We start from the raw sequence: 18,630 nt of genomic DNA on the forward strand, positions 1-18,630 counted from the left end.
ACACAAGGTGGCGTGTCCCCTCTCCACCCTCACCACGCTTTTCCGGTTTGTTGGGGGCGGACCCCCAGGATCCCGGCTCCGCCGGGCACCGGGCTCCGCCCGGACCCGCGCCTCAAACGCCGGCGGGGCTGAAAATGCTCCCGGTGAGGCTGAAATGCCCGGGACGGCGGAAGGCCCGGACCCTGTGGTGAGGGCTGGGGCTTCCGGGTACGACATCGATCCCTTCCTCACAGCGGTGCCCGTGAGGGATCTCTAGGCGGGACGGACCGGGTTGTCCGGTCGGTCCAGCCAGGCGCGTTCCCCGGCACTGTCCACGGTGAGCCCGAACCGCTCAAATCCCGGTTGCCGCTGATCCACCCACCATCGGTAGGCGGTTTCCGTCTCGTCCCACAACCGGCGTGGCCCGGACTGGACCACCTCGTACTCCGTCGCTCCCGGCTCGAAGTCGGCCGTCGCCCACGATTGGGCATCCAGGCTGTACGTCCACAGCGTGTAGCTGCCGTCCTCGTACGCCTCGGTGCTCCAGAAAGCGCCAGGTACCCGCAGTCCGATCGCGAACTGTTCCACCCACCCGCCGACGTCGGCGGGGGAGAGCCGGGTGACGGTCCTGGTGCCGTCCGCAGGCCACTCTTGACCGTTGAAGTGGTCCGCATGGTTCGGCCGGTCGGTGCGCTGCTGCCGGAGCCGCATGAAGGCACTGGAGCGGGTGAAGTGCCCGCTGGCCGTCCAGTCCTGGTTCACGGTCAACCGGACGATGGCCTCGCCGCCGTACTCCGTTCCCCACGGCGCGACGATCAGCCCGCCCGTAACCGTCTGCTCCACCCAAGGATGCGGGACCTCACCGACAGCACACGTGGCGATCACTCGGTCGTACGGCGCTTCTCCCGTGTACCCGGCCCTGCCGTCTCCCACGATCACGAGGGGGGACAGCTCCGCGGCGCGAAGGTTCGCCACCGCTCCCCGGGCCACGTCCGGGTCGAACTCGATCGAGACGACGCTCTCGGAGCCCAGCCGGTGTGAGAGGAGCCCAGCGTTCCAGCCGGTCCCCGTACCGATCTCCAGGACCTTGCAGCCGTCCTTGACGTCGAGATCGGCCAGCATGCCGAACACCATGCTCGGCTGGGAATTCGAGCTGCTCGGGGTCCGTCCCAGTCCATCCCCACTGTGTTTCCCGTCGTCCCACTGCGTGGTGAGGGGAATGTTCGAGTACACGGCTCTGAACCAGGCGTCGGGGGCCGTCCGGAGGTCCACCAGGGCGAGCCCTGTTGGGCCCGCCTCTTCTGCGCGCTTGGTCATCAACCCCTACTTCTTCGCGGGGCCGGAGCCGTCGGAGGAGTTACCGCCGCTGCCCGTGTCCGTACCGCCGCCGCCGTGCCCGCGGCCGCTGCTGCCGTCGTCCTGCTGGCTGCCACCCTGACCGGATCCGGTGCCACCACCGTGCTGACCACCCATGATCTTCTCCCTTTCGTTTCGTGCGCTGGACAAGTTGTGTGGGTGGTTGCGCAGCTCCGCGTTCTGCACAGTCACGGCCGACATGTTTCCGACCGCCCACGCGATCTCGCGATCTCTGTCGAGGGTGGCGCAGACCCCGCACCCCGGCACGGGCACCGGTTCGAGCGGACCAGTCCATACCGCTTCCTGCTGCGTTGCCGTCGCCATGCCGCACACCTCCGTGTCGCGTTCCGTGCTCGGGATCGTCTCGCCGCTGGGGAGGCCCGGCCCAGTGTGATCCGTAGTGGCAACCGGCTCGGAAGGCCAAGAATCCCTCGGTCCAGTGGCATCCCTAGTAGCAAGATGGGCGTATGGACATCGGGGAGCTGATCCGGGATCTCCGCAGGGCTCACGGCTGGAGCCAAGGGCGGTTAGCTTCGGAGATCAACAACGCGCACGGCACAACGCTGACCCGGGAGTACGTGAGCAACTGGGAGCGTGCCAAGGTCACGCCCGGCCCGTTCTACCTCGCCGCGCTCTCTGCTGTTCTCGACGTACCCCTAGCTGTTCTTGAAGGTGAAGTGGACCGACGCGAGTTCCTTACCGACATCGCCGGGGCTGCCATAGCACCCGTGATTGCTTCCGACCTGATCAGCGCGGGATTCGCCGCCCGGCTTCGCGGCGGCCCCTCAGCGGACGCGTGGGAAGCCAAACTGACTGCGTACGGCACCGAGTACATGTCGATGGGCGCGGCGGACATCCAGCGTCGGGTTTCCGGCGAACTCGTCACCGTGCAGCAGCAGCTGGAAGACCCCCGGCTGTGGTCGGTGGCCTCCCGACTGATGACCCTGTACGCCAAGACGTTCCCAGGGTCGGACGGCTCAAAGGCTGTCCACTGGTACCGAATGGCAGCGAGGGCAGCCGACGAGTCCGGAGACGCCGACGCACGTGTGTGGGTACGAGGACGTGCAGCCATCGCGCTGGGCTACGAAGGCGCATCGCTGGGAGTCGCTGACGCGCTGGCGGACCAAGCCCTGGCGATCTCGGAGCGGCCTTCCCTCGGGCTCCTGAACGCCGTCATGGGCAAGGCCCATGCCGCGGCGCTTCGCGGTGACAGAGCCACAGCCCTCAAGCTCGCCGACAACGGACGCCGGATCTTCGACAAGGCAGGATCGTACGAACAGACCAGTGACTACGCCGTGCCGTGGTGGCGGATGAACGTCTTCCTGTCACTCCTCCTGGCCCGTCTGGGCGACGAACAAGGAGCCGTACAGGCGCAGGAAGCGGCGCGCCGCGAACTCCCCGCAGAACTACCCAGGTTCGCGACCCACCTTGATATGCACAGGGGTCTGATGCTCGCCCGGTCCGGCGACGTATCGGGCGGAACTGCCTACGCGCGGAGCGCGCTGGAAGCGCTACCGCCGGAGAAGCATTCCCTCACGCTGAGACTGCTCATGTCTGAGATCGAAGAGTCCTGACGATTCACCAGCCCTTCCGGAGGCCAGCCACCCAGTGAAGCGAGCGGAAATGGAAGCGGGTGAACCGCGCGCTGATCGTTCAGGTTGTCCCGCGTCTGGGCGATGAACTTGTCCAGCTTGCGATGCCAGAAGGACGGCGCCGTGGGGGTCTATGCCGATTGGAAGATCGATTACAGCCCCACCGATCACCTGCTGAGCACGATCTAAGGCCGCTGGGTGGCAGCCGCGTTCAGCGGTGGCGGGGCATGGAAGGTGCCGTCGCGGAGCATCGCGAAGAGGACATCGGCCCGGTGCCGGGCGAGGCGGAGCCCCTTGGTGGGTTGTGCTGGCTGTAGTCATCCAACGACGTACGTCATGCGGTACGAGCGGACCCGAACTCCGTTCCGGGCTCGGTGCAGTCGATACAGCGCGTGGACCCCCAGGTGGATCGGACCGAAGATGCTCATCTCGTAGGAGCGGCTCATTCGGATCGGGTTTCACTTCGCCGCGGGGCCCGGTGAGGCCGGGTGTGCCCCGGCGAGGCCGGGTGTGCCCCGGCGAGGCTGAAGATACCCCCCGGGGAGGCTGGGAGTGGGACGACGGAAGGCCCGGCCCCTTTCGGGGACGGGCCTTCCGGTTCAGCTCAGCGCGGCGACTAGGCCTCGAAGACCTCGTTCATCAGCAGCTGCTGCTCCGCCTGGTGGCGCTTGGCGGAGCCGACGGCCGGGGAAGAGCCGTGCGGACGCGAGATGCGCCGCAGACGCTCGCCCGCCGGAACCTCGGCGCCGACGGCCAGGTCCAGGTGGTCGATCAGGTTCAGCGCGATGAACGGCCACGCACCCTGGTTCGCCGGCTCCTCCTGGGCCCAGATGTACTTCGCCGCGTTCGGGAACTTGGCGATCTCGGCCTGGAGCTCCGCACCCGGCAGCGGGTAGAGCCGCTCGATGCGGATGATCGCGGTGTCCGTGATGCCGCGCTTCTCCCGCTCGGCCTCGAGGTCGTAGTAGACCTTGCCCGCGCAGAAGACGACCTTGCGGACCGCGTTCGGGTCCACGGTGGAGTCGCCGATGACCGGGCGGAACCCGCCGGTGGTGAACTCCTCCGCCTTCGACGCCGCGGCCTTCAGGCGCAGCATCGACTTCGGGGTGAAGACGATGAGCGGCTTGTGGTGCGGGTTGTGGACCTGCCAGCGCAGCAGGTGGAAGTAGTTCGACGGGAGCGTGGGCATGGCCACCGTCATGTTGTCCTGCGCGCACATCTGGAGGAAGCGCTCGGGACGCGCGGACGAGTGGTCCGGGCCCTGGCCCTCGTAGCCGTGCGGGAGGAGCAGCGTGACGCCGGAGGTCTGGCCCCACTTCTGTTCCGCGGAGGAGATGAACTCGTCGACGACGGTCTGCGCGCCGTTGACGAAGTCACCGAACTGGGCCTCCCAGAGGACCAGCGCGTCCGGACGGGCCAGCGAGTAGCCGTACTCGAAGCCCATGGCCGCGTACTCGGAGAGCAGCGAGTCGTAGACGTTGTAGCGGGCCTGCTCGTCCGACAGGTACAGGAGGGGGGTGTAGTCCTCGCCCGTCTCCCGGTCGATGAGGACCGCGTGCCGCTGACCGAAGGTGCCGCGGCGGGAGTCCTGGCCGGACAGCCGGACCGGGGTGCCCTCCATCAGCAGCGAACCGAAGGCCAGGGTCTCGCCCATGCCCCAGTCGATGGTGCCCTCGTCGATCATCGCCGCGCGGCGCTGCAGCTGCGGCAGCAGACGCGGGTGGACGGTGACGCCCTCGGGGATGGTGACCTGCGACTCGGCGATCCGCTTGACGACGTCCTGGGAGATCGCCGTGTTCACGGTGACCGGGAACTCCTGCGCGACCTGGACGGGCGCGACCGGGGCGACCGCGGGCTGCGTGGCGGCCTCGCGGACCTCCGCGAAGACCTTCTCCAGCTGGCCCTGGAAGTCCTGGAGCGCCTGCTCGGCCTCTTCCAGGGTGATGTCGCCACGACCGATGAGGGACTCGGTGTAGAGCTTGCGCACCGAGCGCTTCTTGTCGATCAGGTCGTACATCAGCGGCTGCGTGAAGGCCGGGTTGTCGGACTCGTTGTGGCCGCGGCGGCGGTAGCAGATGAGGTCGATGACCACGTCCTTGTTGAACGCCTGACGGAACTCGAAGGCCAGGCGTCCGATGCGGACCACGGCCTCCGGGTCGTCGCCGTTCACGTGGAAGATCGGCGCCTCGATCATGCGGGCCACGTCGGTCGCGTACATCGACGAGCGCGAGGACTCCGGGGCGGCGGTGAAGCCGACCTGGTTGTTGATCACGACGTGGACGGTGCCGCCGGTGCGGTAACCGCGCAGCTGCGACATGTTCAGCGTCTCGGCGACGACGCCCTGGCCCGCGAAGGCCGCGTCGCCGTGCAGGGCGACGGGCAGGACGGTGAAGTCCGTGCCGCCCTTGTTGATGATGTCCTGCTTGGCGCGGACGACGCCCTCCAGGACCGGGTCCACCGCCTCCAGGTGCGAGGGGTTGGCGACGAGCGAGACCTTGATCTGCTCGCCGTCCAGGCCGGTGAAGGTGCCGTTGGCGCCCAAGTGGTACTTGACGTCGCCGGAGCCGTGCATGGACTTCGGGTCGAGGTTGCCCTCGAACTCGCGGAAGATCTGCGCGTACGACTTGCCCACGATGTTCGCGAGGACGTTCAGGCGGCCGCGGTGGGCCATGCCGATCGCGACCTCTTCGAGGCGGGCCTCGGCGGCCGAGTCGATGACGGCGTCGAGCAGCGGGATGACCGACTCGCCGCCCTCCAGGGAGAAGCGCTTCTGGCCGACGTACTTCGTCTGCAGGAAGGTCTCGAAGGCCTCGGCGGCGTTCAGGCGGCGCAGGATGCGCAGCTGCTCCTCGCGCTCCGGCTTGGTGTGCGGGCGCTCGATGCGGTCCTGGATCCAGCGGCGCTGCTTCGGGTCCTGGATGTGCATGAACTCGACGCCGGTGGTGCGGCAGTACGAGTCGCGCAGCACGCCGAGGATGTCGCGGAGCTTCATCATCGACTTGCCGGAGAAGCCGCCGACCGCGAACTCGCGCTCCAGGTCCCACAGGGTGAGGCCGTGCTCGGTGATGTCGAGGTCGGGGTGCTTGCGCTGCTTGTACTCCAGCGGGTCGGTGTCGGCCATGACGTGGCCGCGGACCCGGTAGGAGTGGATCAGCTCGAAGACGCGGGCGGCCTTCGTGACGTCGTCGTCGTGCGAGGCGTCGATGTCCCGGAGCCAGCGGACCGGCTCGTAGGGGATGCGCAGCGCCTCGAAGACGTCGTCGTAGAAGCCGCTCTCGCCGAGCAGCATGTTCGCGACGACGCGCAGGAACTCGCCGGAGGCCGCGCCCTGGATGACCCGGTGGTCGTAGGTCGAGGTCAGGGTCATGACCTTGGAGATGCCCAGCTTGTTCAGGGTGTCCTGCGAGGTGCCCTGGAACTCGGCGGGGTAGTCCATCGAGCCGACGCCCATGATGACCGACTGTCCGGGCATCAGGCGGGGCACGGAGTGGACGGTGCCCAGGCCACCGGGGTTGGTCAGCGAGACGGTGACGCCGGTGAAGTCGTCCATCGTCAGCTTGCCGACGCGGGCCCGGCGGACGATGTCCTCGTAGGCCTGCCAGAACTCGAAGAAGTTGAGGGTCTCGGCCTTCTTGATGCCGGCGACGACGAGCTGGCGGTCGCCGTTCGGCTTCACCAGGTCGATCGCGAGGCCGAAGTTCACGTGCTCCGGCTTGACCAGGGTCGGCTTGCCGTCCTTCTCCGCGAAGGAGTAGTTCATGGACGGCATGGCCTTGAGGGCCTGCACCATCGCGTAGCCGATGAGGTGGGTGAAGGAGATCTTCCCGCCCCGGGCGCGCTTGAGGTGGTTGTTGATGACGATGCGGTTGTCGAACAGCAGCTTCACCGGGACGGCGCGGACGGACGTGGCCGTCGGCACCTCCAGCGAGGCGTTCATGTTCTTGACCACCGCCGCGGCGGGGCCGCGGAGCGTCACCAGCTCGGGGCCCGCGGGGGCCTCGGTGGCGGGCGCGGCCTTGGCGGCGGCGGGAGCGGAGGGGGCGGCGGCGGCCGGAGCCGGTGCCTGAGCGGAGGGCGCGGCCGGTGCGGCGGCCTGGGCCTGGGAGGTGACAGTCACAGCAGGGGCACCAGAGGGGGTGGCAGGAGCAGGGGCAGGAGCTGGCACGGGCGTGGGCGCGGCGGCAGAGGTCGGCGCGACGTGCGCCGCCCCCGTGGCGGCGTCGGCGGCCTGCGGGGCCACGGCGGCGGGGGCGGCCTGTGCGGAGGCGCCGTCCGTCGTCGGGGACTTCTGGGGCTCTTCCGACTTGGCCGCGGCGGCTACGCCACCCGGCTTGTAGTCGGCGAAGAAGTCCCACCAGGCCCGGTCTACCGAATTCGGGTCCTGGAGGTACTGCTGATAGATCTCGTCGACGAGCCACTCATTCGCGCCGAAGCCTGAGGCAGGGGTCTTCCCGCTCTCTGCTGATTCGGTCGTGGTGCTCGAGTTACTGGGGGACTGTGGCGACACGGCGGCAACCGCCCTCTTCCGCTTCACAAGGTATGGACAGCGGGAATAAAGGCTACGCCTCCCCGGCGGTCAGATGCAGACCGGGCGGGACTTCCGTCGTGCAGGTCACATCGAACGGCGGGTTTCGCCGGTTGGAATGGCGGGAAACAAGCGTGGTTCGGGTAGGGGTCACCGTGGTTGCGGCCCCCTGGCTTCGCACCCCTGACGGACCCCGGGCCGATGTGGCCGAGATCATGTCCTTCCCACTCGAACCCTACGTCAACACGCGACCTACGAGCTGCCCGGAAGTGTGACAAGGATCCGGCAACCGCGAGGAGATTCGGCCACGCCGATGTGGCCTCCGTGCAGGCCGACGGCCCAGCGGGCGATCGCCAGGCCGAGTCCCGTGCCGCCGTCACCGCCCCGGGCGCTGCCCCGGTTGAAGCGCTCGAAGACCCGCAGCCGCTCCGACTCCGGAATGCCCGGGCCCTCGTCCATCACCTCCAGGGCCAGGCTCCCCGGCCCCTCCGCGGACCGTGCCCGGACCGTGACCCGGCCGTGCGGCGGGCTGTGCTTGACCGCGTTGTCGATCAGGTTCGCCACGACCTGGTGGAGCCGCTCGGCGTCCGCGTGGGCCGCCAGGTCGGGCGGGAAGACGTCCAGGTGCAGGTGGACGTCGTTGCGGGTGTGCCCGCCGGAGCCGGTGCTCAGCCCCGGCCGCCCGGCCGCGGCCAGGCCCGATTCCTTCAGGACGCCCGACAGGTACGGCCAGACCTCGAAGCTGCGGGCCTTGAGCGGGACCACCCCGTTGTCCACCCGGGACAGGTCCAGCAGGGTCTCCACGAGCCGCCCGAGCCGCTCCGTCTGCTTGAGCGCCGTGCGCATCGTCTCGGGGTCCGCGGCCGAGACCCCGTCCACCACGTTCTCCAGCACCGCGCGCAGGGCCGCGATGGGGGTCCGCAGCTCGTGCGAGACGTTCGCGACGAGCTCCTTGCGGTGGCGGTCCACCGCCTCCAGGTCGTCGGCCATCAGGTTGATCGTCGCGGCGAGGTCGCCCAGCTCGTCGCGCCGGCCGGAGCCGCGCACCCGGCGGGTGAAGTCGCCGTGGGAGATCGCCTTGGCCACGGTGGTCATCTCGTCCAGCGGCGCGGTCAGGCTGTGCGCCACGAACTGGGTGATCAGCATCGAGGCGATCACCGAGAAGACCGTGATGAAGCGGACTTCGGTCGCCGTGCGCATGGCCACCATCAGCAGGCCCGTGGTGATGAAGACCGAGACCACCACCAGGGTGCCCAGCTTGGTCTTGATCGAGAACGGCGAGTACGGCCGCAGCCCGGGCCCGGGCAGCCGCCCGCTCACGGCTGCGCCGGGGTCTCCAGGGCGTACCCGACGCCGTGGACCGTACGGATCCGCTCGGCGCCGATCTTGCGGCGCAGGGCCTTGATGTGGCTGTCGACCGTGCGGGTCCCGGAGGCGTCCGCCCAGTCCCAGACCTCCGCCAGCAGCTGTTCCCGCGAGAGCACCGCGCGGGGGGTGCCCGCGAGGCAGACCAGCAGGTCGAACTCGGTCGGAGTCAGGTGCACGTCCTCCGCCTGGACCCGGACCCTGCGCTGCGCGTGGTCGATCTCCAGGTCGCCGAGGCGCAGCGTGGAGCCGCGCGGGGCGTGGGCGGCGATCGTCGCCCGCTCCACGCGGCGCAGCAGGACGTGCGCCCGGGCGGCCAGCTCGCGCATCGAGAACGGCTTGGTCATGTAGTCGTCGGCGCCGACCCCGAGGCCGACCAGCAGGTCCGTCTCGTCGTCGCGCGCGGTGAGCATCAGGACCGGTACCGGCCGCTGGGCCTGGACCCGCCGGCAGACCTCCAGCCCGTCGAAGCCGGGCAGCATCACGTCGAGCACGAGCAGTTCCGGCAGCCAGCTCTCCGCGGCCGCGACGGCGGAGGGCCCGTCCGCCGCGGTCTGCACCTGGAACCCCTCGGCGCGCAGCCGGGCCGCGATGGCCTCGGCGATCGTGCGGTCGTCCTCGACGACGAGCACCCGCCGCTGTGCGCCGGGGGTGGCGGGCGACGCCGCGGCCCCGTTGTGGGTGGTGTGTGTCTGATCCATGTCCCGCCCCGGATAGTCCGACGGGGGATCCGTGAAGATCCCGCGTGTTGGGGTGCAGCGTAGAGGAGGCGCAGGGCCTCGGCTACGAGGGGTTCAGGGCGAGGTGGACGACGTCCGGGACACCTCGGGCAACCGGCACCTCTTCCGTCCGTACCGAGCTGAATCCGGCATTCCGCAAGGCTTGCTCGAACAGTGCGGACGGTTGTGCGGACCATACGGCGAGCACCCCGCCCGGGGTCAACCGGGCCCGGCAGGCCGTCAGTCCGGCCGGGGAGTAGAGCCCGCGGTTGTCCTCGGTCACGGTCCAGTCGGGGCCGTTGTCGATGTCCAGGCAGAGGGCGTCGTAGGGCCCGGAGGCGGGATCGAGCAGGTGTGCGATCAGATCCGCCCGGACGATCTCGACGCGCGGGTCCGCCAGGGCCGGGCCCGAGACCGCGCCGAGGGGCCCGCCGCGGTGCCAGTCGATGACCGCCTCCTCGCGCTCGACCACGCTGATCCGCCCCCAGTCGTCCCGGGCCGCGGCGTGGGCCAGCGAGAAGCCGACCCCGAGTCCGCCGATGAGCAGGGCCGGGCGCGACGCCGCCGGGGCCGCGTCGCCGGTCGCCCCGGGGGAGCGGGTCAGGGCGAGCCGGGCGGCGTCGACGAGCAGGCGCTCGGAGCGCCCGTCGGAGGTGTCCATGAGGAAGCAGCCGTTGGCGATGATCTCGTACGTCCCGCCGCGGCGGCGCAGCACGACCTCGCCGTACGGGCCCTGGCGGCGGTCGATCGTGACGGGGGTGGCGGGGCTGGCGGGGGAGACGAAGGCTGACACGGGCGGATCCTCTCCGTGACCGGGCGGTCACTCGACCCCACAACGAAGCCCCGCCGGCGGGGGTTCCACCGGCGGGGCATGGTGCGTCAGGTCCGTCAGGTCCGGCGCCCCGGAAGACGCCCCTCCGCCCCGGCCCGTCCGAAGGTCACGTCCACCAGCGCCGCGTCGGCCGCGCCGTAGCCCGCTCCGCGATCTCCGGGAGTACGGCGGCCCGCTCCAGGTTGACGCACACCAGCGTGGGCACACCGCGCTCGCGGGCGAACCACCCGCCGGCCGCGGCACCGACCTCACAGGGCGATACGGCTAGCCCCGCTGCCCCGGGTCGAAGGGCGGGAGGGCGTCCAGGACCTTCCGCAAGGAAGGCGGGATCGCGCCGTCGGCCGCGAGCACCTCGTGGCCGTCGTGGGTGAAGGCGTAGGTGAAGCCGTCGTACACCGTCCCCCCGCCCGTGGCCGCCGGCGGCGGGTGGGCGAAGTCGACCTGCCGGACGGCGGCGCGCAGCCCGTCGAGGCGGGCGGCCGTCAGCTTCCCCGCGCCCACCGGCTTCGCCGAGCCGTCCAGGAGGGTCCACGACCCGTCGTCCAGGACGTCCAGGGTGCTCTTGTGCCCGGCGAAGCCGCCGCTGCGGGTGACGCGCAGCAGCTGCTGCCGGGCGTTGCTCGGGGTGACATGGCCGGTGGGCGTGCCGGGGGCGGTCGGTGTCGCGGTGCCGGCGCTGCCGGAGCCGGTGGTGCCCGGGGCGGCGATGGGAGTGGGGACGCCGGATCCCGGCCCGGGGGCGGGTCCGGCCGGTCCGGTGGACGTGCAGCCGCCGAGGGCGAGCACGAGGACGACGGTCAGCGCGCCGACGGCCGACACGGCCGCCGTTCGGTACGTTCGCACACCCCACCTCCGTGAGGACTCGGGTCGCCCCCGAGTATGGAGGTACCGCGCCCGCACGTCACCCGGAGGCACACCATCAGCCGCAACACCGCCCGGTTCCGGCCGTGGCCCGGAGCGTGGCGCTGGCTGCCCCCGCTGCTCGCGCTCGCCCTCGGCCTGTGGGAGCTGCCGCGCGGCGGCTCCATGTGGCGCGACGAGTCGGTGACGTACCAGGTCGCCCACCGGAGCCTCGGGCAGCTCACGGGCCTGCTCGGGCAGGTCGACGCCGTCCACGGCGTGTACTACCTGCTGATGCACGGCGTCTTCGCGCTGTGGGACGGCGGGCCCTGGGCGCTGCGGCTGCCCTCCGTCGCCGCCACCGTGCTCGCCGCCGCCGGCGTCGCGGCGCTCGCGCACCGGCTGGTCGGGGAGCGGGCCGCGCTGCTCGCCGGAGCGGCCTACGCGGTGGCGCCCCCGGTGCAGATGTACGCCCAGGAGGGCCGCTCGTACGCGCTGGTCGCGGCCGCCGTGATCTGGGCGACGTACTTCCTGGTGCGCGAGCGTTGGGCCGCCTACGCCGTGGTGCTCGCGCTCGGCTGCTGGCTGCACGAGTTCGCCGTACTGGCCCTGCTCGCGCACGGCTTCGTGGCGTGGCGCTCGCGGGCCTGGCGGTGGAGCGTCGCGGCCGTCGCGCTCTCGCTCGCCCCGCTGGTGCTGCTGAGCGCGGGGCAGGCGCAGCAGCAGCTCGGCTGGCTCGGCCGCCCGAAGCCGGCCGACTGGGCGGCGTACGCCGTGGTCGCGGGCGCGGCGCTGCTGCTCGCGCGGGGGATCCCGGACCGCGCGCTCGTGCGGGTCGCGCTGCCCCTGACGCTCCTGCCGCCCGGACTGCTGCTCGTCGTCTCGCTGGTGCACCCGCTGTACGTCGACCGGTACGTGCTCTACGCCCTCGCCGGCCTCGCCCTGCTCGCGGGGGCGCGGCTGGCGGCGGGGGGCTGGGTCGCCTGGGTGGTGGCGGCCGCGCTGCTGGTGCCGTTCGGCTTCTGGTCGGCGTGGCTGCGCACGCCCGAGAGCCGCAAGGACGACGTCCTCGCCGTCGCGGCGGCCGTCCGGGCCGAGGCCCGGCCGGGGGACGCGGTGCTCTTCATGCCGGCGCGGCGGCGCGAATGGCTGCTGTCCTCGCCCGGGGTGTACGGGCCGCTGGACGACGTGGCCCTCGACCGCTCCCCGGCGACCTCGCGCACCCTGTGGGGCACCGAGCTGCCGGCGGAGCGGCTGCGGGCCCGGCTGCTCGCCGCCCCCCGGGTCCTCGCGGTCCTCGACCCGGTGGGCGAACCGGTGGACCCGTACCCGCGGGAGGCGGTGAAGCGGCAGGCCCTGACCGCGCACTTCGACCTCTGCCGGATCGTCCCCGTCCACGGCGCCCGCCTGGCCGTCTTCGCCCGCCCGGGCGGCTGTTCGTAGCCGGCTCGGGATCCGGTTGGGCAGGATGGGGGGACCCCGCGTGCCCAGGAGGCTTGAAGTGACGGTCGGTTCCACGGTCGGTTCCCCCTTCGATCACCCGCTGATCGGCGTGCGCCGACTCGCCGAACTCCTCGGGGAGGACGGCCTCGTCGTGGTGGACGCCTCCGTCGGGGCCCACCGCGGGGCGTCCCGGCGGATCGCCGGGGCGCGGCCCTTCGACCTCGACGGCGCCTTCTGCGACCACACCGCCCCCGCGCCGCACGCCATGCCGGGCCCCGAGGCCTTCGCCGGGGCCGTCCGGGCCCTCGGGATCGACGACACCAGCGCCGTGGTGGTCTACGACGGCGCGGGGATCTACTCCAGCGCCCGCGCCTGGTGGATGCTGCGGGCGATGGGCTTCGACCGGGCCGCGGTGCTCGACGGTGGACTGCCCGCCTGGGAGGCGGCGGGGCTGCCGGTCGAGGAGGTGCCCGCCGGGTACGACGGGCCCCGGGGGAACTTCACCGCGCGGCCGCGGCCCGGGCTGATCGTGGACAGCGCCGCCGTCACCGCGGCCCTCGCGGATCCGGCGGGCTCGGCGGTCCTGGACGCCCGTACGCGCGAACGCTTCGCCGGGACGGCCCCCGAACCCCGGGCCGGGCTGCGCGGCGGGCACATGCCGGGTGCGCTCAACCTGCCGTTCGGGGAGCTCCAGCGGGGCGGTGCGATGTTGCCGGAGGCGGAGCTGCGGGAGGTCCTGCGGGGGGTGGCGGGGGATCGGGAGCGGCTGTACGTCAGCTGTGGTTCGGGGGTCACGGCCTGTGTGCTCGCGCTGGGGGCGGTGTTGGCGGGGTACGTGGATCCGGCGGTGTACGACGGCTCCTGGAGCGAGTGGGGCGCCCCCGGCCCCCTCCCGGTAACCACCGGCCCCTGACCGCGCCGGTGCCTCCAAGCCGGTTCGGGCCGATTCCGGCTCGCCCGGCGCTGCCTTCATGGCGGGCCGGGCCGATTCCGGCTGGTCCGGGGCTGCCTTCATGCTGGGCCGGGCCAATTCCGGCTGGTCCGGGGCTGCCTTTATGGCGGGCCGGGCCGATTCCGGCTGGTCCGGGGCTGCCTTCATGCTGGGCCGGGCCGATTCCGGCTTGTCCGGGGCTGCCTTCATGGCGGGCCGGGCCGATTCCGGCTCGTCCGGTGCCGTCTTCATGCTGGGCCGGGCCAACTTCGGTTCGCCCGGCGCTGCCTGAGGGCCAGGCCCACTCCGCCTTGTCTGTCGCTTGAAGGCCGGCCCAATTTCAGCCCGTCCGGCGTTTGAGGACCCGCCGGAGGCGGCCGGGGGCGAGAGGGTCGGAGGGTCCCGGACACCTCGGACGTTCCCTCGCACGGGGGCGGGTTACCGGCCGTGTCGGCGCGGCCTGCCTCCGGCGGGTCCTCAAACGCCGGACGGGCTGGGTGTGGCTGGGCTGGGCCTGGAGGGTTGGGGCTGGGGAAGGGGGAGTTGGGCCGTCCGGTGGTTGGGGACGTACCGGCGGCGGGGGTGGTGCTAGCACTACCTGGGGACGGGTAGCAGCGTCATCGATCGGGCGGGCCCGGGTCGTGAGACTGGTGGCATGACTTCACGCCGCGCCCTCACCCTGCCGGTCACGGCCCTCGCCGCCCTCACCGCCGGCCTGCTCGTCACCGGCTGCACCCCCGACCTCCTCGCCGGCGGGGACCAGAAGACGACGAAGACCGCGGCCGCCGACGCCACCGTCGCCGAGGCCGTCACCTCGGTGGAGATCAAGAACGCGCGCAGGGGCTCCATCGAGGTGGTCCCCGGCACCGGCCCCGGCGTCGCCGTCCACCGCACGGTCCACTACCGCGGCGACACCGCGCCGCGCCCCGACCAGCGGGTCTCCGCCGGCGCCCTCACCTTCACCGACGACTGCGGCGACGGCACCTCCTGCTACGTCGACTACCGGCTGGAGGTGCCGGCCGCGGCCAAGGTGAAGCTCGGCACGAGCAGCGGCTCCATCAAGGTGACGGGCGTGGCGGAGGCCGAACTGGAGGCGAGCTCCGGCTCCGTACGGGCCGACCGGATCGCCGGGGCGCTCCGCGTCTCGACCTCCTCCGGCGACATCACCGGCAGCGCACTGGGCGGTCCGGGCGCCGAGGTGAGCTCCAGCTCCGGCGACGCCCACCTCGACTTCACGCGGGCGCCCTCCTCGGTGACGGCGCAGGCCAGTTCGGGGAACGTGACCCTGCGCGTGCCCGGCGGCCCCTACCGGGTCGGCGTGAGCACCTCCTCCGGCGACCGCGAGGTGAGCGTCCCGACGGACGGAGCGGCCGCGGCGCGCCTGACCGTGACGACCAGCTCGGGCGACGTGAAGATCACGGCCTAGGCGAGGCAGAACTCGTTGCCCTCGATGTCCTGCATCGTGATGCAGGACTCGTTGACGCCATCGGCGCGCTGCGTCAGCACGTGCTTCGCGCCGAGCGCGGTCAGCCGTGCGCATTCGGCCTCGAGCGTGGCCAGGCGCTCCTCACCCACGAGCCCGACGCCGGCCCGCACATCGAGATGCACCCGGTTCTTGACGACCTTGTCTTCGGGAACTCGCTGGAAGAGCAAGCGCGGGGCCACGCCCGAAGGATCGGTGCACGCGAAGTAGACCGCGTCCTCGGGCGGAAGCGAGCGGAAGCACTCCTCCCACGTGGCGAAGCCCTCCGGGACCGGCGGCATGACGTACCCCAGCACCTCGCACCAGAAGGCGGCGAGGCGCACGGGCTCCGCGCAGTCGAAGGTCACTTGGAACTGCTTGATCGTTGACATCGGCGCACGATAACAGGGGCCCCACCCCGCTCATCTCCCCAGGTCAGCAGAGCCACGGGAGGTTCCCTAGGACAGCCACACCAGCAGCGCGTCGCCATCCGCCGCCGCGGCGCGGAAGAAGGGCAGCAGCTCTTCGTAGCGGGCCACGACGCCCTCCAGGGACGCCCCGCCCTCCCAGGCGTGCACCGGGTAGACGTCGGCCCGGGCCAGGTCGGCCGGGCCGACGCCGCCCACCAGCCGCTCGCTGCCCGTCGCCGCCATGGCCGCGGCGGCGGTCCGCACCTGCCCGGGCGTCAGGCAGCGCGGCGGCCCGTAGCTCCACGCCGCCCCCGCCCCGTCGCCCTCCGCCCCGCTCCAGGGGAGCGCCTCCTCGCCGTGCGCGATGTCGACGGGGAAACCGATGCGCCGGGTCAGGAACCCGAGGGCGTCCCAGGCCGTACCGGCACTGCACCAGCGCTCCCCGCCCGTCCCGCCCACCACGCACGCCTCGACCCAGCCCGGATCGCGCCGGGCGCGCTCCAGCTCGTCGACGGTCAGCCGGACGTAGCTCCCGAGGATGCTCATGCGCGAAGGGTAGGACCCACCACTGACAACGGCCCCGGGTCCGCGGCGGGCCGGGAAGGGCCGGGGGCGTTCGCCCCGGGCGAACGGGGGTTGGGGAACATCGGGCGGCGCACAAGCATTGAGTCGGCATAGCTCAACTTCGCTGCCGGAGGGAAAATCATGGCTTCGACGTCCGTAACGCTCACTCTGCCCGTGCTGCCGCTTGACGACGAGGTCGTGCTGCCGGGGATGGTCGTCCCGCTGGACCTGTCCGACTCGGAGGTGCGCGGTGCCGTCGAAGCGGCCCAGGCAGCCGCCGGGACCGGGAAGCCCCGGGTGTTGCTCGTACCGCGGGTCGACGGGAAGTACGCCGGGACCGGCGTGCTGGGCACGGTCGAGCAGGTGGGACGGCTGTCCGACGGGGATCCAGGGGCCCTGATCCGGGGCCGGGGCCGGGTCCGGATCGGGGCCGGCACCACCGGACCCGGGGCCGCCCTGTGGGTGGAGGGGGAGACCGTCGACGAGCAGGTGCCGGAGCCGCTGCCCGGAGCCGTCGCCGAGCTGGTCAAGGAGTACAAGGCGCTCGCCACCAGCTGGCTCAAGAAGCGCGGCGCCTGGCAGGTCGTCGACCGGGTGCAGCAGATCGAGGGCGTCTCGGCCCTCGCCGACAACTCCGGCTACTCGCCGTTCCTGACCCTGGACCAGAAGCTCCAGCTGCTGGAGACGGCCGACGCCGTCGCCCGCCTGCGGCTGGCCGTCACGATGCTCAGCGACCACCTCGCCGAGCAGGACGTGGCCGAGTCCATCGCCAAGGACGTGCAGGAAGGCGTCGACAAGCAGCAGCGCGAGTTCCTGCTGCGCCGTCAGCTCGATGCCGTGCGCAAGGAACTGCGCGAGCTGAACGGCGAGAAGGAGGGGGAGGAGTCCGACGACTACCGCGTCCGCGTCGAGGAGGCGGACCTGCCCGAGAACGTCCGCGCGGCGGCCCTCAAGGAGGTCGAGAAGCTGGAGCGGGCGAGCGACCAGTCGCCCGAGGGCTCCTGGATCCGCACCTGGCTGGACACCGTGCTGGAACTGCCCTGGAACGAGCGGACCGAGGACGCGTACGACATCCAGGGCGCCCGCGCGATCCTCGACGCCGAGCACGCCGGGCTGAGCGACGTGAAGGACCGCATCACGGAGTACCTGGCCGTGCGCAAGCGCCGCTCCGAGCGCGGGATGGGCGTCGTCGGCGGCCGTCGCGGCGGGGCCGTGCTGGCCCTGGTCGGGCCGCCCGGGGTCGGCAAGACCTCGCTCGGCGAGTCCGTGGCGCACGCCATGGGGCGCAAGTTCGTCCGGGTCGCGCTGGGCGGCGTACGGGACGAGGCCGAGGTCCGCGGACACCGGCGGACGTACGTCGGCGCGCTGCCCGGCCGGATCGTGCGGGCCATCAAGGAGGCCGGGTCGATGAACCCGGTGGTGCTCCTGGACGAGATCGACAAGGTGGGCTCCGACTACCGGGGCGACCCGGCGGCGGCGCTGCTGGAGGTCTTGGACCCGGCCCAGAACCACACCTTCCGGGACCACTACCTGGAGGTCGAACTGGACCTCAGCGACGTGGTGTTCCTGGCCACCGCCAATGTGCTGGAGGCGATCCCGGAGGCGCTGGCGGACCGCATGGAGCTGGTCCGGCTGGACGGTTACACCGAGGACGAGAAGGTCGTCATCGCCCGGGACCACCTGCTGCCCCGGCAGCTGGAGCGGGCCGGACTGGCGGACGAGGAGGTCACCCTCGGCGAGGACGCGCTGCGCAAGCTGGCGGGCGAGTACACCCGGGAAGCGGGCGTGCGCACACTGGAGCGGTCCATCGCGCGGCTGCTGCGCAAGGTGGCCTCCCAGCACGAACTGGGCGAGCGCGAACTCCCCTTCCGGATCGGCGCGGAGGATCTGCGGGGCCTGATCGGGCGACCGCACCACGTGCCCGAGGCGGGCCAGGACCCGGCCGAGCGGCGCACCGCCGTGCCCGGCGTGGCCACCGGCCTCGCCGTGACCGGTGCGGGCGGCGACGTGCTCTTCGTGGAGGCCTCGCTGGCCGACCCGGAGACCGGGGCCGCGGGGCTCACCCTGACCGGCCAGCTCGGTGACGTGATGAAGGAGTCGGCGCAGATCGCGCTCAGCTTCCTGCGCTCGCACGGCGCGGAGCTGGAGCTCCCGGTCGCCGACCTCAAGGACCGGGGCGTGCACATCCACTTCCCGGCGGGCGCGGTCCCCAAGGACGGCCCGAGCGCGGGCATCACGATGACCACGGCACTGGCCTCGCTGCTGTCGGGCCGCCAGGTGCGCACGGACGTGGCGATGACCGGTGAGGTGTCGCTGACCGGGCGGGTCCTGCCGATCGGCGGGGTCAAGCAGAAGCTGCTGGCCGCGCACCGCGCCGGGATCACCACCGTGATCATCCCGAAGCGGAACGAGGCGGACCTGGACGACGTACCGGCCGAGGTCCTGGAGCGGCTGGAGGTGCACCCGGTGACGGACGTGCGCCAGGTGCTGGAGCTGGCCCTGTCGGCCGCGCAGGAGCCGGTGGTCGTCGCCGCCTGACCGGGCGGACGTCCCGGGACCCCGCCGCGGCGGGGTCCCGGGACGTCCGCCCGGTCAGGCGGCGACGACCACCG

Annotated in this window: 15 protein-coding genes; 6 read left to right on the forward strand and 9 right to left on the reverse strand. The window is 71.9% G+C overall.

What is annotated here, in order from left to right; all coding sequences use genetic code 11:
• Positions 1-252: 252 nt before the first annotated feature.
• Positions 253-1,296: a methyltransferase domain-containing protein gene (locus ACZ4UB_RS20580; protein WP_468071984.1), complete on the reverse strand. Its 1,044-nt coding sequence runs from the start codon at positions 1,294-1,296 to the stop codon at positions 253-255.
• 6 nt (positions 1,297-1,302) lie between these two features.
• Positions 1,303-1,452 (reverse strand): hypothetical protein, encoded by a 150-nt coding sequence (locus tag ACZ4UB_RS20585; RefSeq protein WP_404004397.1) that lies wholly within the window; start codon positions 1,450-1,452, stop codon positions 1,303-1,305.
• Positions 1,453-1,802: 350 nt separating this feature from the next.
• Between ACZ4UB_RS20585 and ACZ4UB_RS20590 the strand changes: the two genes are divergently transcribed.
• A complete protein-coding gene (locus ACZ4UB_RS20590; protein ID WP_468071986.1) occupies positions 1,803-2,909 on the forward strand; it encodes a helix-turn-helix domain-containing protein in 1,107 nt (368 codons plus the stop codon).
• Positions 2,910-3,543: 634 nt separating this feature from the next.
• Here the strand turns inward: ACZ4UB_RS20590 and ACZ4UB_RS20595 are convergent.
• The 5 genes from ACZ4UB_RS20595 to ACZ4UB_RS20615 all read right to left on the reverse strand — a co-directional run bounded on the left by ACZ4UB_RS20595 (position 3,544) and on the right by ACZ4UB_RS20615 (position 11,211).
• Positions 3,544-7,434 (reverse strand): multifunctional oxoglutarate decarboxylase/oxoglutarate dehydrogenase thiamine pyrophosphate-binding subunit/dihydrolipoyllysine-residue succinyltransferase subunit, encoded by a 3,891-nt coding sequence (locus tag ACZ4UB_RS20595; protein ID WP_468071988.1) that lies wholly within the window; start codon positions 7,432-7,434, stop codon positions 3,544-3,546.
• A gap of 270 nt (positions 7,435-7,704) precedes the next feature.
• Positions 7,705-8,772, reverse strand: a complete 1,068-nt coding sequence (locus ACZ4UB_RS20600) for a HAMP domain-containing sensor histidine kinase (protein WP_354382788.1) — start codon at positions 8,770-8,772, stop codon at positions 7,705-7,707.
• A complete protein-coding gene (locus ACZ4UB_RS20605) occupies positions 8,769-9,518 on the reverse strand; it encodes a response regulator transcription factor (protein ID WP_354382789.1) in 750 nt (249 codons plus the stop codon). The genes ACZ4UB_RS20600 and ACZ4UB_RS20605 overlap by 4 nt, the downstream gene beginning before the upstream one ends.
• A gap of 82 nt (positions 9,519-9,600) precedes the next feature.
• Positions 9,601-10,329: a spermidine synthase family protein gene (locus ACZ4UB_RS20610; RefSeq protein ID WP_468071990.1), complete on the reverse strand. Its 729-nt coding sequence runs from the start codon at positions 10,327-10,329 to the stop codon at positions 9,601-9,603.
• A 303-nt stretch (positions 10,330-10,632) separates the two neighbouring features.
• Entirely contained in the window at positions 10,633-11,211 is a 579-nt protein-coding gene (locus tag ACZ4UB_RS20615; RefSeq protein WP_468071992.1) for a hypothetical protein, read from the reverse strand.
• 36 nt (positions 11,212-11,247) lie between these two features.
• On the opposite strand from ACZ4UB_RS20615, the gene ACZ4UB_RS20620 reads away from it, so the two are divergent.
• The 4 genes from ACZ4UB_RS20620 to ACZ4UB_RS20635 all read left to right on the forward strand — a co-directional run bounded on the left by ACZ4UB_RS20620 (position 11,248) and on the right by ACZ4UB_RS20635 (position 15,008).
• A complete protein-coding gene (locus tag ACZ4UB_RS20620; RefSeq protein ID WP_468071994.1) occupies positions 11,248-12,651 on the forward strand; it encodes a glycosyltransferase family 39 protein in 1,404 nt (467 codons plus the stop codon).
• A 58-nt stretch (positions 12,652-12,709) separates the two neighbouring features.
• Entirely contained in the window at positions 12,710-13,564 is an 855-nt protein-coding gene (locus tag ACZ4UB_RS20625) for a sulfurtransferase (protein ID WP_468071996.1), read from the forward strand.
• A gap of 58 nt (positions 13,565-13,622) precedes the next feature.
• Complete coding sequence (locus tag ACZ4UB_RS20630) at positions 13,623-13,874, forward strand: hypothetical protein (protein WP_468071998.1); 252 nt, start codon at positions 13,623-13,625, stop codon at positions 13,872-13,874.
• 363 nt (positions 13,875-14,237) lie between these two features.
• Complete coding sequence (locus tag ACZ4UB_RS20635; RefSeq protein WP_468072000.1) at positions 14,238-15,008, forward strand: DUF4097 family beta strand repeat-containing protein; 771 nt, start codon at positions 14,238-14,240, stop codon at positions 15,006-15,008.
• On the opposite strand, the gene ACZ4UB_RS20640 is transcribed toward ACZ4UB_RS20635, so the two are convergent.
• Together ACZ4UB_RS20640 and ACZ4UB_RS20645 are read right to left on the reverse strand one after the other, a co-directional pair.
• Positions 15,005-15,436, reverse strand: coding sequence for a VOC family protein (locus tag ACZ4UB_RS20640; RefSeq protein WP_468072002.1), 432 nt, complete (start codon positions 15,434-15,436; stop codon positions 15,005-15,007). The two genes, ACZ4UB_RS20635 and ACZ4UB_RS20640, sit on opposite strands and share 4 nt — an antisense overlap.
• A gap of 66 nt (positions 15,437-15,502) precedes the next feature.
• Positions 15,503-16,000 (reverse strand): DUF1877 family protein, encoded by a 498-nt coding sequence (locus tag ACZ4UB_RS20645; protein WP_468072004.1) that lies wholly within the window; start codon positions 15,998-16,000, stop codon positions 15,503-15,505.
• 159 nt (positions 16,001-16,159) lie between these two features.
• Between ACZ4UB_RS20645 and lon the strand changes: the two genes are divergently transcribed.
• Positions 16,160-18,556 carry an endopeptidase La gene (lon, locus tag ACZ4UB_RS20650; RefSeq protein ID WP_468072006.1) on the forward strand — a complete coding sequence of 799 codons (2,397 nt, stop codon included), beginning with the start codon at positions 16,160-16,162 and terminating at the stop codon, positions 18,554-18,556.
• Positions 18,557-18,630 lie beyond the last annotated feature (74 nt).

This window comes from Streptomyces sp. NPDC028419 (assembly GCF_055565515.1).